General features: G+C 35.8%; 11 protein-coding genes. 4 read left to right on the top strand and 7 right to left on the bottom strand.

Annotation, left to right across the window (positions count from 1 at the left end; all coding sequences use genetic code 11):
- Nucleotides 1–57: 57 nt before the first annotated feature.
- The 3 genes from LKE46_RS03385 to LKE46_RS03375 all read right to left on the bottom strand — a co-directional run bounded on the left by LKE46_RS03385 (nt 58) and on the right by LKE46_RS03375 (nt 2,276).
- Nucleotides 58–408, bottom strand: coding sequence for a hypothetical protein (locus LKE46_RS03385; RefSeq protein WP_291718428.1), 351 nt, complete (start codon nt 406–408; stop codon nt 58–60).
- 177 nt (nt 409–585) lie between these two features.
- The gene (locus tag LKE46_RS03380; protein ID WP_291718426.1) at nt 586–1,290 is read right to left on the bottom strand and encodes a cell wall-binding repeat-containing protein; all 705 of its coding nucleotides are present in this window, start codon (nt 1,288–1,290) and stop codon (nt 586–588) included.
- Between the two features lie 173 nt (nt 1,291–1,463).
- A complete protein-coding gene (locus LKE46_RS03375) occupies nt 1,464–2,276 on the bottom strand; it encodes a PPK2 family polyphosphate kinase (RefSeq protein ID WP_291718424.1) in 813 nt (270 codons plus the stop codon).
- Nucleotides 2,277–2,584: 308 nt separating this feature from the next.
- Here LKE46_RS03375 and LKE46_RS03370 point away from each other — a divergent pair, with 308 nt between their 5' ends.
- Complete coding sequence (locus tag LKE46_RS03370; RefSeq protein ID WP_291718422.1) at nt 2,585–3,838, top strand: IS110 family transposase; 1,254 nt, start codon at nt 2,585–2,587, stop codon at nt 3,836–3,838.
- A gap of 1,106 nt (nt 3,839–4,944) precedes the next feature.
- On the opposite strand, the gene LKE46_RS03365 is transcribed toward LKE46_RS03370, so the two are convergent.
- Entirely contained in the window at nt 4,945–5,157 is a 213-nt protein-coding gene (locus LKE46_RS03365) for a zinc ribbon domain-containing protein (RefSeq protein ID WP_291718420.1), read from the bottom strand.
- Between the two features lie 159 nt (nt 5,158–5,316).
- On the opposite strand from LKE46_RS03365, the gene LKE46_RS03360 reads away from it, so the two are divergent.
- From LKE46_RS03360 to LKE46_RS03350, 3 genes are read left to right on the top strand one after another with little or no spacing between them, the layout of a single operon-like run.
- Nucleotides 5,317–6,192 (top strand): tetratricopeptide repeat protein, encoded by an 876-nt coding sequence (locus tag LKE46_RS03360; protein ID WP_291718418.1) that lies wholly within the window; start codon nt 5,317–5,319, stop codon nt 6,190–6,192.
- 1 nt (nt 6,193) lies between these two features.
- Nucleotides 6,194–7,894, top strand: coding sequence for a molecular chaperone HscC (locus LKE46_RS03355; protein WP_291718417.1), 1,701 nt, complete (start codon nt 6,194–6,196; stop codon nt 7,892–7,894).
- Entirely contained in the window at nt 7,891–10,395 is a 2,505-nt protein-coding gene (locus LKE46_RS03350) for a J domain-containing protein (protein ID WP_291718415.1), read from the top strand. Before LKE46_RS03355 ends, LKE46_RS03350 begins: the two co-directional genes overlap by 4 nt.
- Before the next feature lie 96 nt (nt 10,396–10,491).
- Here LKE46_RS03350 and LKE46_RS03345 read toward each other — a convergent pair whose 3' ends face one another.
- The 3 genes from LKE46_RS03345 to LKE46_RS03335 all read right to left on the bottom strand — a co-directional run bounded on the left by LKE46_RS03345 (nt 10,492) and on the right by LKE46_RS03335 (nt 14,720).
- The gene (locus tag LKE46_RS03345) at nt 10,492–11,091 is read right to left on the bottom strand and encodes a MarR family winged helix-turn-helix transcriptional regulator (RefSeq protein WP_291718413.1); all 600 of its coding nucleotides are present in this window, start codon (nt 11,089–11,091) and stop codon (nt 10,492–10,494) included.
- 139 nt (nt 11,092–11,230) lie between these two features.
- A complete protein-coding gene (locus LKE46_RS03340) occupies nt 11,231–12,028 on the bottom strand; it encodes a class I SAM-dependent methyltransferase (RefSeq protein WP_291718412.1) in 798 nt (265 codons plus the stop codon).
- A gap of 193 nt (nt 12,029–12,221) precedes the next feature.
- Nucleotides 12,222–14,720 carry a PEP/pyruvate-binding domain-containing protein gene (locus LKE46_RS03335; protein WP_291718411.1) on the bottom strand — a complete coding sequence of 833 codons (2,499 nt, stop codon included), beginning with the start codon at nt 14,718–14,720 and terminating at the stop codon, nt 12,222–12,224.
- Nucleotides 14,721–14,803: the final 83 nt, after the last annotated feature.

Raw genomic sequence — 14,803 nt, 5'->3', positions numbered from 1 at the left:
AACTCTTTGATTCCTTTGCCAGATCTAAAATTTTATTGGCTTTTGAAGTTATATAGATTAAATTTTGAGCAATATCTGTAGTTTCAGCTGTTCCATTACTGGCGCCTTGTCCACATTTTCTATAACTTTTAATATATCTTTTATTGTGGCTAATAATTCTTCTGATGTGGAGTTAAATTTTTTCATAAGATTATCAACAAATTTTGTATCCTTGCTGTACTTATCCACTAAAAAATCATAATTATTACTTAATAAAAAAGCATTTCCTGTATCATATAATTTGGTAGACAATATTAATTTTTTTAGGTCATCAAAGGACATATCTATACCGGCAACTCCCACCAATTGATTCTTTAAATATATAGGTTCAGTATAGGATATCATACTGGTCTTGCTGATGCTATCCACATAAATATTGGACCATATTCCTTTACCCGCTTTTACAGCACTATAATACCACCCCATTCAACAACAGTAAATCCATTACGTTTAAATTCATCTATTTTAAGCTTTTCAATTTTTAAATTTTCGTTATCATTAATGGGCACAAAATAAAAATATGCTTTCAAAATTGAATCGGTTTTTTTAGATTTGCAAATCAGTACTGTCTGCAGTATTATTCCTGATATACGCTATTGCATCTGTTGTTGCACTTGAACCTTCAGTGTCAACTAATACCAGTGGTGCTGAATACTTTCCGGCAACTGCTGAAGCTGCCAATACATCTGCATACAGATTATCCGGTGTAGCTGAACTTGCATTTGCAATATATAATTTATCAGTCTTGAAAATTTCTTTGAAATTGTTCAATACATTCAAGTTTGTTGCAAATCTGTATACTTCTCCATCTACCCTCTGAGCTGCTCCGAAAGTTTTGTACATATCATCATTTATTATATTCGAAGTTCCAATAACCGTGACTTTCGAATTATTTGCTTTTATAAAATCAATTGTCGATTTAGTTGAAGTTTTATCATTATCAGCTAAAAGTAATATTTCATCTTTTGCAGCAGCTGCTGGTGCTGCTGAGAGAACGTCTGAAAAGCCCTCCCCACCAACAATATATATGTTTTTTGGTTTCAATGCATCAAGTGCTGTCCTGGTATCCGAGCTCAGTGTGTCAGGTGTGGTTAAAAGTATTGGTGCATCCAGTTTCTTGTCCAATACTGAAGCACTTACTGCATCCGCATAACCTTCGCCAGACACCAGCACTACATTATCACTCCCCTCAGGCCAGTTCAAGGACATAAGTACGGCTCCAATAATTGTTCTTACTCTTTTTGTGCACATATAAAATATCATCTCCCTGTGTTATGTGTATATTCTATTAAATCTTTGCCAAATATTGTAAGTTCTACTTAATTATAAGCCCTTCTAATTTAGGCAAACAAGAATTGAATGATTTTTATATTAAATGGAAATGGCTTAGAAACAGCATAGATAAAATAAATGTATGGATTAATCTAATTGCTTTCCTTAACTTTATTTATGAGCTCTTTTATATTTTCATCTATATCTGGATATTTTAACTTTAGATTATTAAGTACATTCACCGTAGTTTTTAACACAATATAGTCTCTAAACCATCTTTTATTGGCAGGAACAATATTCCATGGAGCTTCATCGGTACTGCAATTACATAGCAAGTCTTCGTAATATTGCTGGTACTTATTCCAAAACTTTCTCTCCTTAAGATCTGATGCTGAAAATTTCCAGTGCTTTTCTGGAATCTCCAATCTATCTTCTAATTTTTTCTTCTGAAAGTCCTTTGATATATGCAGAAAAAATTTTATTATTACAGTATTGTTGTTTACAAGAAATTTTTCAAACATATTTATTTCTTTGAATCTATTAAAAGCTGTATTATCATCTATAAGCCCGTGTACGCGTGTAACCAGTACATCTTCATAATATGATCTGTTAAAAATGGTTATGATGCCCCTTTGGGGAACTGATTTGTGTATTCTCCAAAGATAATCGTGCCCTAATTCTTCTTGAGTTGGCTCTTTAAAGCTTTCTACTCTGAATCCATTGGGATTTATTCCGGTGAGTAGTTTCCTGGTACTTCCATCCTTGCCACTGCAGTCTATTCCCTGCAGTACTATAAGCAGTGCAAATTTTTTGGAAGCATAGAAAATATCCTGAAGGTGTGCAAACTTCTTTTGTAAATTTAAGTATTCTTCATTAATGGAATCCTTTGATAATCCATCAGTATCGTTAGGATCAAAAGTTCTCAAATCAATTTGCTGTTGTGACTCAATTATAAATTTATTCATAGTTATAATCCACCTTTCTGCGAAAGGCACCGATGGGGTTATGAAACCCTTCAACTCCCATCTTCCTTTCGCTCTTTTTTGTGTTATTCTTCTCTTGTAGGTCGCTGGCACACTACAGAACCTGAGGAGGTGAGTGGCGAGGCTGTATAGCGGCAACCCCGTATAGTTATATAGGTCGGTCATCCGTTAAGGCATCAATGAATGGCGCAAAACAGTAGCCCGTAAACTTATCTCTTCCGAAGTTGACTCGATTTCGCCGGATGACCAGTCCCTGCCAGCCCTACCATTCTTTTTGTAGGAGGAACTCTATGTTTAAAATCTTTCGTAAAAACTGCTGTGGACTTGATGTCCACAAAACCTGGATCTATGCCTGCATCGGAATTACCGATACCAATGGACGTACTGAGTACAAACAGGCTCGTTTTTCTTCCTTTTCTAAAGGTCTAAAAGAATTAGCTGAATGGCTTGCTAAATACTCCTGTTTGGATGTCTGTATGGAATCCTCCGGCAAGTATTGGATTCCTGTATTCAACATCCTTGAGAAAACCTGTTTTGTTACCCTTGCACATCCGAAATATACAAAGCCTCAAAAAGGAAATAAAACCGATGTCAAGGATGCCAGATGGATCTGTGATCTTTTTATGTGCGATATGATCAAACCAAGCTTTATTCCTTCCCCTGAAGTTCGTCAGCTGCGTGACCTGATACGTTATCGCTTTAAGCTGACAAATATGCTGTCCGGTGAAAAGAACCGTGCCCAGAACTGTCTTACTGTCTCAAATCTAAAGCTTGATGATGTTTTCAGCGATGTATTTGGTAAATCTTCCAGATCTATCACCAACTACATGCTCGACCATCCGGGTGAACGCTTTGACGTTGCTCCTTTTGTCGATGGACGTTGTAAAACTCCGCTTGAAGAAATACAGTCAGCTGTCGATGGTGCCATTTCCCCTGAGCAGGCTGTCAAACTCCGACAATGTCTCGCACACATCGACGAGCTTGAAGCCCACAGACAGGAAATTGAGCAGGAGATCCTTCTGATTGCAGAACCCTTCTCCGCTGTTTTGGATTTTCTTTACACGATTCCAGGGTTAGATAAAAATTCGATGACCGCTATTGTCATTCTCTCTGAGATTGGTCCCGATATGTCGGTGTTCCCGTCATCCAAACATCTGGTTTCCTGGGCTGGTTGTTGCCCACGTAACGACCAAAGTGCTGGTAAAGTGAAATCCACACGTATTTCTCGTGCTGGTTGTTATTTGAAGCCTCTTCTTGTTCAGCTTGCCAGCGCATTAATAAAATCCAAAAAGCATCCTGAATTCAAAGAGAGGTATCACAGAATCAAAACCCACAGGGGACACAAAAAGGCTATCATTGCTGTTTGCAAGATGCTTCTGACCGCTATCTGGAACATCTTAAGCAAACTGGAGCCATATACTCCGGAAGGGTTTTTGGAGCATCGCCCTGTCAAGGAATCCAAGATTCTGACAAGGTCACAAGCTCTGGAACTGTTCAGGAAAAGAGGTTACACAATAATTGATGATCCTGTTGTGACTGCGTAAGCCTGATTTTATAATGACAATTTATTCCATCCATTACTTGTGAATGGCTTGTTTGTTATGCACTTTTTTATTGGCCACCCACTACTTTTAGTTTCAAACTTCTCCTCTATATATCTTACTTAAAATAGTTTTACAAGTACTTTAAGAATTATACATATTCAATGAACTTATTTTCTAGACATAGAGAAGCACCCTTAACGTAGTTTTGGTTATTTGCCATGTCTACTTTAAGGGGTCATACTCCAAAGGAAATGTCTCCATGTCCCCTGAAGTGATGTCCATGTTCCATAAGTTTCTCCAGCATCTGTTTGCGAAAATCCTCGTTGTCACCTCCGATATCTCACTGGCTGCGGCGGTCTTTGTCTGATTTCTCACGTTGGATATATTCGTTTTTTTCCAATTTACTCAGTATGTCTAGGTATAGAGTTTTTTGTCATTTTATATTTCAATAATTTTATCTATAAAGTCTATTCCTTTAGTAATATGAGAAATAATTATTAATATTGCATTAGTTTTTCTAACTTTTAAAATTTCAAACATTATTTCTTTTGTTTCAGTGTCTACATTATATATAAGTTAAACAAGCCAATAATAATATTCTATCAATAGCTTTAGAAGATCTAACCTGATATCTATTGATTCCAATGTTGTTTTTAGTCTGCCTAAAAAATATCTTTATAGGCCATCTATTGCTGTAATATTCAAGAATAGTTTGACTGCTTAATTCCATATAAGTGCATAAGAATGCACGGAGCGCTCCTTCTTTTTTAAAGCTGTTTTTGCCAGCATAGTAAAACTACTACATTATCAATACCTTTCAGGGCACTTTCATAACGATAAACCCAGTATTGAGAATTGTTTACTGTAACGAGGCAAACATCATTCTTTTCAATATATTGGGTAAACTGTTTAATTTGAATGCCAAACCCTTTCGGGTAAATAATACGATTTGTTTTTAACCCGCCTATAAGATTATATCCCTTTTTATCACATGAAAGTATAGCTGCAAATAGTTGGTGTCCATATACCTGTCTTCTCTTTAAATGTGAATCTGGAGTATCTATAAATAATATTTAATGATTCTAATTTTTATAAAAGCTAATAGGTTAATTTCCTATTAGCAAATCTAAAATATTCCATCCAGTAGAAGACTGATCTTTATACAATTCCGTATACCCACATCTCTTGCAGCTGACAGTAATAAACTTCTTATTCTGTACATCAAATATTTTTGCGAAATTTCCTCCTGTTGCCTGAAATTGATCCGATTCATATTCCCTGCTGCCACACTTTGGACAAACATATTGTATTTTTTCCATTTTGGACCTCCCATTGTTTTATTCATATAATTATACCATACAATAATTTACTTTCTACTATAAATCAATAATCTAATTTTCAACTGATGTATGGAAAATTTACAAGTTTTATTGTAAAATTTATATAATATGACCAAGTATGGAAAAGGCAGGATTGTTATGATTAACTTATTTAGGAATTTTAAAAAAAGAGAAACTTATACTGAAAATGCCGTTGTCGAATTCAATAACACTCTTAAAGATTTGTACGATAATTTCTCTTCAAGAATTGATATTAAAAGATGGAACATGCTTATAGATGACTCAATTTCAAAACTTGGGATTAAAACCTCAAGCAATGAATTGCTGAATTTTCTTACAGACAACCGCAACTTGCCCTATAAAGTGTGGATACTTTTCAACAAATATTTCAAGTGGAGTACTAGAAGTGAGGAACTCAGCAGTGCATTCTCTAAAACCTTCATACAATTTGTATTGTCAAATATAAATTTCCAATATAAACTGAGATATGACCTATTTGAGGAAAATATAAATGGTTCCTACGATGACTTTATAAATCTATATTATGAAGCGTACTTTGCATTAAAAAACAAGAATTTATACACGTGTCAAAAATCAATCCTAGAAGCTAAGGAAATTTTCCCGAAGCATCTGGATCTGATTATTCTGGAAGGAAGATACTATTCCGAGGTAAATAATATTAAAATGTCCCTTGATAAATTATCCTATGCCATAGGTCTGGATAATGAAGACTTCGAGGCGCATCTATACAGAGCCCATGTATATGTACGAATTGGGAAACTTGAACATGCTTATGGAGATTATAAAAAGTGCCTTGAACTGTCATCTGACAGCACAGATGTACAATATGGCCTTGCGGACTGCTGTCTCCATATGGGAAAATATGAAGAGTCGAAAAACATCTATAATAAAATAAGGGTTAAATATCCGGACAGTGAAACAATTATATCAAATTTAGATTCAGCCAGCAGCTTTTCAAGTGACAAAGATTATACTGAACAGGGGAAATTTTAAAATGCCTATTATAGGAATAGATCTGGGAACTACCAACAGTTTGGTTTCATACTGGAATGGAAACGAGTCCGTAATAATCCCCAATGTTTTTGATGAAAACATAACACCTTCCGTGGTAAGCATGGATGATTCCGGCCAAATATTTGTAGGTAAGATTGCAAAGGAAAGACAGATAACACATCCGGACATGACCGCAAGTGTATTCAAAAGAAACATGGGTTCCAAAAAGATTTTCACGCTGGGTGACAGAAGCTTTCTGCCAGAAGAATTATCTGCGCTGATAATCCGTTCATTGAAAAAAGACGCCGAAGCATATCTTGGAAAATCCGTAAAAGAGGCCATTATAAGCGTTCCCGCCTATTTTAACGACACCCAGAGAAAAGCTACAAAGAGAGCCGGGGAACTGGCGGGTCTGAAGGTTGAAAGGCTTATAAACGAACCTACTGCTGCGGCTATAGCTTATGGACTTCATCAACAGGAATTAAGCACCAAATTCCTTGTTTTTGATTTGGGCGGCGGAACTTTTGACGTGTCCATACTGGAACTGTACAAAAATGTAATGGAAGTACGTGCTGTAGCTGGAGACAATTACCTTGGAGGAGAGGATTTTACTGACATTATTCTGTCACTGTTTTTAAAGAAAAACAATTTGAATATGGAAAATCTAAACTATAAAACTCTGGCAATTATTAAAAAGCAGGCAGAGAAAGCTAAAATTGGATTTTCCACCAGCAGGGAAACTTCAATGAGCTGCAAAATAGACGGTAAAATATTAAAATGCAATTTTAATATTGGAGAGTATGAAAAAGCCTGTCAGAGTTTGATATTAAGGCTTAGGAGGCCTGTGGAAAGAGCATTAAATGATGCAGAGATAAAGGCAAAGGAAATTGATTCCATAGTTCTAGTGGGTGGTGCAACAAAACTTCCCCTTGTCAGAACTTTTGTAAGCAAATTATTCGGGCGTATTCCAAATACAAGTATAAATCCAGATGAAGCCGTAGCACTTGGTGCAGGAATACAGGGTGCCATGAAAGAGAGGAATATGCATTTGAGAGAGGTAGTTCTTACAGACGTATGCCCTTATACACTGGGTACTGATGTTTCAGTAAAGAAACCCGGCGGATATTATGAATCAGGCCATTTCTGCCCTATAATTGAGAGAAACACTGTAATTCCAGTAAGTAAAACTGAAAGATTATATACAATACAGGATAATCAGAAGATAATCAATGTAGAAATACTGCAGGGAGAAAGCAGACTGACAAAAGATAATATACTGCTTGGAGAAATCAATGTGGACATTCCTCCTTCACCAGCGGGACAGCAGGCCGTTGATATAAGATATACCTATGATATAAACGGAATTCTGGAAGTTGAAGTGACAGTAGTATCCACTGGGCTCAAAAAAAGAATTGTAATTGAAAAAAATCCAGGTTATATGTCTAAAGAAGAGATTGAAAAAAGGCTTCAAGAATTAAGCAGCCTCAAAATTCACCCGAGAGACAAGGAAGAAAACAAACTTCTCATAGCAAAAGGCGAAAGGTTGTATGAAGAATCAGTAGGTGAAATCAGAGAAATATTGGATTATAATTTACAGCTTTTCGAGGATATTCTACAGAAACAGGATGAGCAGGAAATAAAAAAAGCTGCAGAAAAATTAAAAGAATTATTTGCACAAATTGAAGAGATGAGGTCATTATGAATTTTTGGGATATATTGGGAATAAAACCTACTGGTGATAAAAATGTGATAAAAGAAGCTTATATGGAAAAATTGAACCTCCACCATCCAGAAGAGGACCCTGATGGATTTCAAATTCTCAGAGAAGCTTATGAGACTGCCTTGAAGGCAGATTTGAGCCAAACAAATAATGATTTGGAAAACTTCAGCATTGAAGAATCCCCAGTACAACAATGGATATCAGGTGTAGATAAATTATATGACAATTTTTTTGAAAGAATAAATGCAGACAACTGGTATGGTATTTTAAATGAAGATATATGTTATCAGATTGATACATCAAAAGAAATAAGTTATGAACTTCTAAATTTTCTTATGGATAATTACTATCTGCCCCATAAAATATGGAAAATTTTAGATGAGTATTTCTCCTGGAGTGAAAAAAAGGAGGAATTATATAAAAAATTCCCCCACAATTTCATTGATTTTATATTAAACAATATAGATAAAGACTTTGGGTTCCGGTATGAACTATTTAAAAAGGATATACCCATTGATTATGACAGTTATATAAAAAATTACTATGAGGCCAACAGTGAACTGAAAGCCAATCATATATATCAGACCAGAAAAATATTGGACATCAGCCTTAGAATTTATCCCTATCATCCAGATATGAGAATTTTGAATGGAAGGTATTATCTGTTCACAAATAATGTAGATAAAGCTGTAGAAATATTTACTGATGTTATTCTGGAAAATAAAAATGATTTCGAAGCACATTTAAACAGAGGAAATGCATTTCTGAGATTGGGTAGAGTAAATGAAGCCCGGGAAGATTATAACAAAGCACTTCTTTTGAATCCGCATAGCATGAGTTCAATGTATGGAGCCGCGGATTGCTGTTTTTGCCTTGGGGATTTTGAAAAAGCCAGAGAATTATTTGACACTTTAATGGACAGATATCCTTATGATAGGGAAATACGTGCAAAATTTATTTCTGCAAATTACTATTTGATTGACAAATACAAAAAAAATCCGGATTTTCAATACGAACTTGCCAGATGTTATTTCAATGTAAGCAATTTTGAAAAATGCTATTCACTGATTAAAGATGCTGAAAAAAATACGTCTATTGATTTTAGAATATATCTTCTGCTTGGTAATACACTAAAAGCCTTAAATATGGAAAAAGAGGCTGAGATCTACATGAATAAATCCATAGAATTGAATCCTGATAACTGGGAGTCATACTATTTCAAGGGCCTACTGTTGCAGGACCTGGGCAGATACAGAGAAGCTTTGGAATATTACAACCGCGCAGAGAGCATAAATGACAAATATGCAATTTTGTACAACAATAAAAGTGATATACTGTGCAAACTCGGAGAATTTGAAGAGGCTGTTCATGCCTGCGATAAAGCTATAAATTTGAATCCAGGTTTGGCTCATGCATATGCTCACAAGACCTTTTCATTGTTTCAGCTCGGACTTTATGATGCTGCCTTGAGTTTCTGTAATGATTCCTTAAGAATATTCCCCTATTTTTTAGATTTATACCTGAATAAAATCAAAATTCTTTCCAAATTGAGAAAATATGAGGATATAGTTGACCTGTGCAACAGAGTCTTGAAAATGAATATTGAAGACAGCAGCATATACTATGAAAAAGCACTGGCCCTAGGACTTCTGGATCGTCTTGAAGAATCCGTCGAGTTCTTTTACAAGGCTATGGAATTAAATCCAAATAATATAGATTATTATTATTATCTGGCAAATGTATATACCAGCATGCACGAATATAAAAAAGCTGTGGAGATATATACCGATGCCATAGAAAACACCCTGGAAACAGAATCCAAATACACAGAAATTTATAACGAAAGAGGACTACTGTACCGTGAATTGGGTAAGTACGACAACGCAAAACAGGATTTTGAAAAAGTACTGAAACTGAATCCCAATCATAGCACTGCCTACAGTAATCTTGGAAATATATACGGCCATTTGGGGCAGTTCAAAAAGTCCATAGAATATTATACAAAAGCCATAGAATTGAACCCGGAAGATGCAACTGCCCACAACGGCAGAGGATTTTCCTACAGAAATATAAAAAAGTATGATGCTGCTGTATCGGACTATGAGCGGGCTCTGAAAATTGATCCGAATTTTTTACTTGCCTATAACAATTTGGGGATTTTATACTTTTATAATTTAAATGATTATGACAAATCCCTCACATACTTCAAGATGGCACTGGAAATATCACCTGACTATCATGAGGCGTATAACAATATCGGATTGTTGTACGATAAGCTAAAACAATACGGCAAATCCATAGAATACTTGTCAAAGGCACTGGAACTATGTCCTGATAGTGAATTATACAACTTAAATATTGGAATCATATATGAACACACTAAAAATTATATCAAGGCAATAGAACACTATGAGCAGGTTATACAGATAAATCCCAACAATGAACGGGTTAAAAAAACTCTAAAAAAATTGAAGAGAAAATAGCAATAGAAAATACAGGCCAATGCTTCATTTTATCAAGCATTGGCCTTAGCTTTATATAGTGGAGAAAGCCCTATATTATTATATGCTTAAATCATATCAATCTCTCTTCTTTTCGCTGTCATTATCATGTCTGCCGCCGTACCATCCATGATGAAATCCACCTCCAAAGAAAACATCTCCATGTCCCCTGAAGTGATGGCCATGTTCCATAAATTTCTCCAGCATCTGTTTGCCAAAATCCTCGTTGTCGCCTCCGAACTGCTCTTGAAGCCCTTTAATAATACGCTTGAGATATTCACTGAGATTGGATAGTTCCTCATTGCTCAGGCAGTCAAACACTTTCTCCAGTTCAGGCGACGCATCATCATCTATCTCACTGGCTGCTGCAGCACCTTTTTCAGTCAGTTTTACATTGAAGCTGCGACGGTCTTTCTCTGATGTCTCACGCTGGATATATTCGTTTTTTTCCAATTTGCTCAGAAGTTCCGCCAGAGCCTGCCTGCTCATATCTAAAAGATAAGTCAATTCTTTCTGACTAATTTCGGGTTTCATCTTCAATATTGAAAGAACACGACCCTGACCTCTATGTGGATTGCTAAAAGGTCCAAAATTCCTAAGATTTTGCATTTGATAACGGTGCAGTAGTTTATGCAGATATGTGAACTGTTCTAAAATTTCTTCTCTTATTTCACTCATGTGAAATACCTTCCTTTCACTAATTTTAATTACCTAGGTATTTTGTCAAGTACTTGACTATAGTATAATAATTCAAAGTGGACTTGTCAAGTACCTGACAAAAATTTATGAGGATTTTTTAGCAGTATCCAAACATAATTTATAAAAATCTTAAATGTACTAATCTGTCGTTAAAATTGTTTTTAAAGGCAGGAATAAGTGACGGTATCCTCAGCCATCTCCATCTTGCTTTATGGTAGTCAAAAAAATTTTTCTCTGATACAAATTCAATATTTTTATTGTATTTCAGCATTTCCTTTCCTGACTTTATGCCCCATTTGAATGTAACTCCGACCTTCTTGGCAGTATCATGATGTCTGCTGCCTTTTACTACCATTGGAGTCATCATTTCAAAAATCATTTCCGACTCCGGGAATCCTTTCACCAATTTGTTCATAAGCTCTTTGATTTCACTTTCTTCAAAATACATGAGTACTCCTTCAGCTATAATAAGTACAGCTCGTCCAAGAGCATCTATTTCTTGAATCCATGGATAATCTAAAACCGATTTGGATATCATCCTGTATCTTTTCGTTTCTTTTAAAAATTTTTTCTTTATTCTGATAGGCTCCGGCAGATCCAGATCATACCACACGATTTTCCCATTATCCACTCTAAAATATCGTGTATCCAATCCACAGCCTATGTTCACAATCACAGCTTCAGAATTCCTATTTATAAATTTCCGGGTTTCATTGTCAAATAGCTCAGTACGGACAGCAACACCAGTTTGTGAAACCCACGCTCCATCAAATTTTGAAAAATCATAATCAATTTTTTCAACCATTTCCACTGCCATATAATCCTTAAACATGGAATCTTTCCGCTTTGTTTCAACCGCCCTTGCCCAAAGCGGTATAAGAAGTGTTTCTGGAATTCCAGTCAATTTTTGTATCATTTTAAACCTCCTGTTAGGTACTATATCTACAACCAATTTGAACTTTGATAATAACTTAATTATATCTCAATTGATACTCATTTTCAATATGTTTTTTTGCACATACCTGCGCTTCTTGAACGCCAATGAAAAAGCGGTATATGTTATATATTGGGGAAGTATGGGGATTGGTATAAAACATCCAGTAAAGGGTTTATCTTAAATAAAATTTGACGGTTCCCCTGTCTCCATCCACTACTACATTGTCTCCATCTTTAAGTACACTTGTAGCACTGCCACAGCCAAGCACCGCAGGAATATTGTATTCCCTGGCTACAATGGCACTATGGGAAAGAGGTCCTCCAGTATCGGAAACCACTGCTTTTGCAATGGAAAACAATGGAGTCCAGGAAGGATCCGTATATCTGCAAACCAGTATATCCCCACTTTCAAGTTTTGAAAATTCATCCATATCTTTTACAATACAAACCCGGCCTGAAGCCTTTCCTCTGTTGCCACAGACCCCTTTTAATACATTTTTTCCATTATTTTTGCCGCCCAACTCGAGACTTTCACATAGTATTTTATTTTTTTCCCGGCTTTTTTCCCTTATTTTAATTTTATCTACAAAAAATTTTTTGTCCTGACTTTCGTTAAGACTGTACACTTCATCTAAAGTCAAATATAATATATCCTTTCTATACTTGAATATCTCAGGAAATTTAATTGTGATTTCCCCAAGAATTTTTCTTGAAAGGCCATAACATTTTTCAAGCATGTACAAACTATCTTCCCTGTTAACATGATAACATCTTATCTGTGCTACTTTTTCAAGCATCTTATCAGCTGTCCTCTTTGAAAAAATATCCCATATTCTGCTGCATATGTCATCATATTTATTTCTGTCATATTCTCCAGCTTTATTCTTCATGCCCACCTTAATCAGGGTAATGAGGCTGCCTTTGTCCTCATTCCACGAAACCGTACTGAACGCCTGGTAGCTGTTGATGGATTTCCAGCCAAACTCCTGCAATATATTCCTGTAAAAGTCCCCAAATTTTCTATAGGAGCATGCCATATTCTCCAGCTTCATTTCAAGCTCCTTTCCACCTTCACATTTCAGCTGTAGAATTCCATCTTTTAAATTATTATCCTCATTTACTATTTGAGCAAGCTTTTCTACGGCCTTATTCATATTCCAGGTCCTGTAGCTCAAATTGCTTAAAAGGTCATATTCCGTCATACCCTTTTTTATTTTCTGAAGTTTTGAATGAATGAGCTTGCTTGTTAAAAATCCGGGAAATATATTATATCTGAAACGTACATAGACAATTTCATCTGAAATTTTCATTATTTCCCCCAGACAATCCAGCAGCTCTCCAAGAGAAAGTTTCTGAAGATCATTTTGAATCTTATCTTTCTCTATTTTTGAAAGCCTGTAATTCACGCTGCCGAAAATATCTTTGGTATGCCTCAAATTATTTGAATAGTCTAGAAAATGCTTTATCTTAAAGGGAAGCTTAAGTATCTTAGGAGAAATATGTATACTTGATTTTTCTATAAATACCGTACCATCATCTCTCATACCAAGCTGACTTTTCATGAGAATGCCAAATTGAGAAAGCAGCTCCAATTTAACTTTTGTTATATGATTAAAAGGTTCAAACTCCAATGGATAAATTGGAGTAGGGCAGTGTTCGATAAGATTGTTCATAATTTCAGACTGAGTTTTAGAGAGCTTTGCAGTTTTCATCTGCTCTTCTGTATTCCTGCCGAGTGTAGTGATTTCCCTGGACTGAAGAATATAAATTTTATTATTCTTAACCGCCCATTCTATATCCTGTGGATGACCATAATGCCCTTCGATATTTCCTGCCATTTTCACAAGCTCTTCAATTTCCCTGCGGCTCAAGGAAAATTTATTCCTATTTTTTTCTTCATTTTCCACCTGAATTGTACCTCCGTTTTTCCGGTACAGGATGCTCATTTTCTTGCTTCCTAAAATCTCGTCTGTGATTTTGCCTCCTTTTCTGTCCCAGATAAAAATATCAGGCGTGACCTTTCCGGATACAACAGCTTCCCCCAGTCCATAGGATGCATTTATCATCATTTCATGAGTATTTTCATTAGTTGGATTTACAGTAAAGAGTACTCCGGATACATCTCCCTCTATCATCTTCTGCACTACAACAGCCAGAGATATCTTTCTCCTGTCATATCCTGTTTTTTTTCTGTACTCTATTGCTCTCTCAGACCAAAGGGATGAAAAACATTTTTTCACAGCATCAAGTATGTTTTCTTTACCCCTGACATTCAGATAAGTTTCCTGCTGACCTGCAAAACTTGCTTCAGGCAGGTCTTCAGCTGTAGCTGAGGAGCGAACTGCTGCGGGAACCTTTTCTCCAAGCTTTTCATATTCCTTCACAATATCTTCTTTCATTTCCTCCGGAAATCTTCCTCTGGACAGCAAATCCATCAATTCCTGTGACAATTCTCTGCTTCTGCTCCCGTCCAGATAAATTTTTTTCAGATATTTTTCTATAACACTCTGAAATTTATTTTTCATTATAAACTGATCATAGCCTTCACTGGTTATACAAAAACCTGACGGTACCGGAAAACCTGCCTGAATCATCTCACCCAAATTGGCAGCCTTTCCCCCTGCCAGCATCACATCACCTTTTCCGATTTTGTTTAAATTTATTACATACACAATAATCACCCGCCCCTTTCTCAATGAACATGATCATCATTCTCATGCATTTTATATAATCAACCTGATTTCAAGTTATTTAT

Origin of the sequence: Clostridium sp. (assembly GCF_022482905.1) — a bacterium.
In the GTDB taxonomy this organism is placed as follows: Bacteria; Bacillota; Clostridia; order Clostridiales; family Clostridiaceae; genus Clostridium_B.
Note: the sequence above shows the minus strand (reverse complement) of the source record. Positions and strands in the feature narration are given on the sequence as shown.

Excerpts from the sequence above, each read along its gene's own strand:
- LKE46_RS03380 (WP_291718426.1), bottom strand. The coding sequence starts at position 1,290 with ATGTGCACAAAAAGAGTAAGAACAATTATTGGAGCCGTACTTATGTCC.
- LKE46_RS03375 (WP_291718424.1), bottom strand. The coding sequence starts at position 2,276 with ATGAATAAATTTATAATTGAGTCACAACAGCAAATTGATTTGAGAACT.
- LKE46_RS03370 (WP_291718422.1), top strand. The coding sequence starts at position 2,585 with ATGTTTAAAATCTTTCGTAAAAACTGCTGTGGACTTGATGTCCACAAA.
- LKE46_RS03365 (WP_291718420.1), bottom strand. The coding sequence starts at position 5,157 with ATGGAAAAAATACAATATGTTTGTCCAAAGTGTGGCAGCAGGGAATAT.
- LKE46_RS03360 (WP_291718418.1), top strand. The coding sequence starts at position 5,317 with ATGATTAACTTATTTAGGAATTTTAAAAAAAGAGAAACTTATACTGAA.
- LKE46_RS03355 (WP_291718417.1), top strand. The coding sequence starts at position 6,194 with ATGCCTATTATAGGAATAGATCTGGGAACTACCAACAGTTTGGTTTCA.
- LKE46_RS03350 (WP_291718415.1), top strand. The coding sequence starts at position 7,891 with ATGAATTTTTGGGATATATTGGGAATAAAACCTACTGGTGATAAAAAT.
- LKE46_RS03345 (WP_291718413.1), bottom strand. The coding sequence starts at position 11,091 with ATGAGTGAAATAAGAGAAGAAATTTTAGAACAGTTCACATATCTGCAT.
- LKE46_RS03340 (WP_291718412.1), bottom strand. The coding sequence starts at position 12,028 with ATGATACAAAAATTGACTGGAATTCCAGAAACACTTCTTATACCGCTT.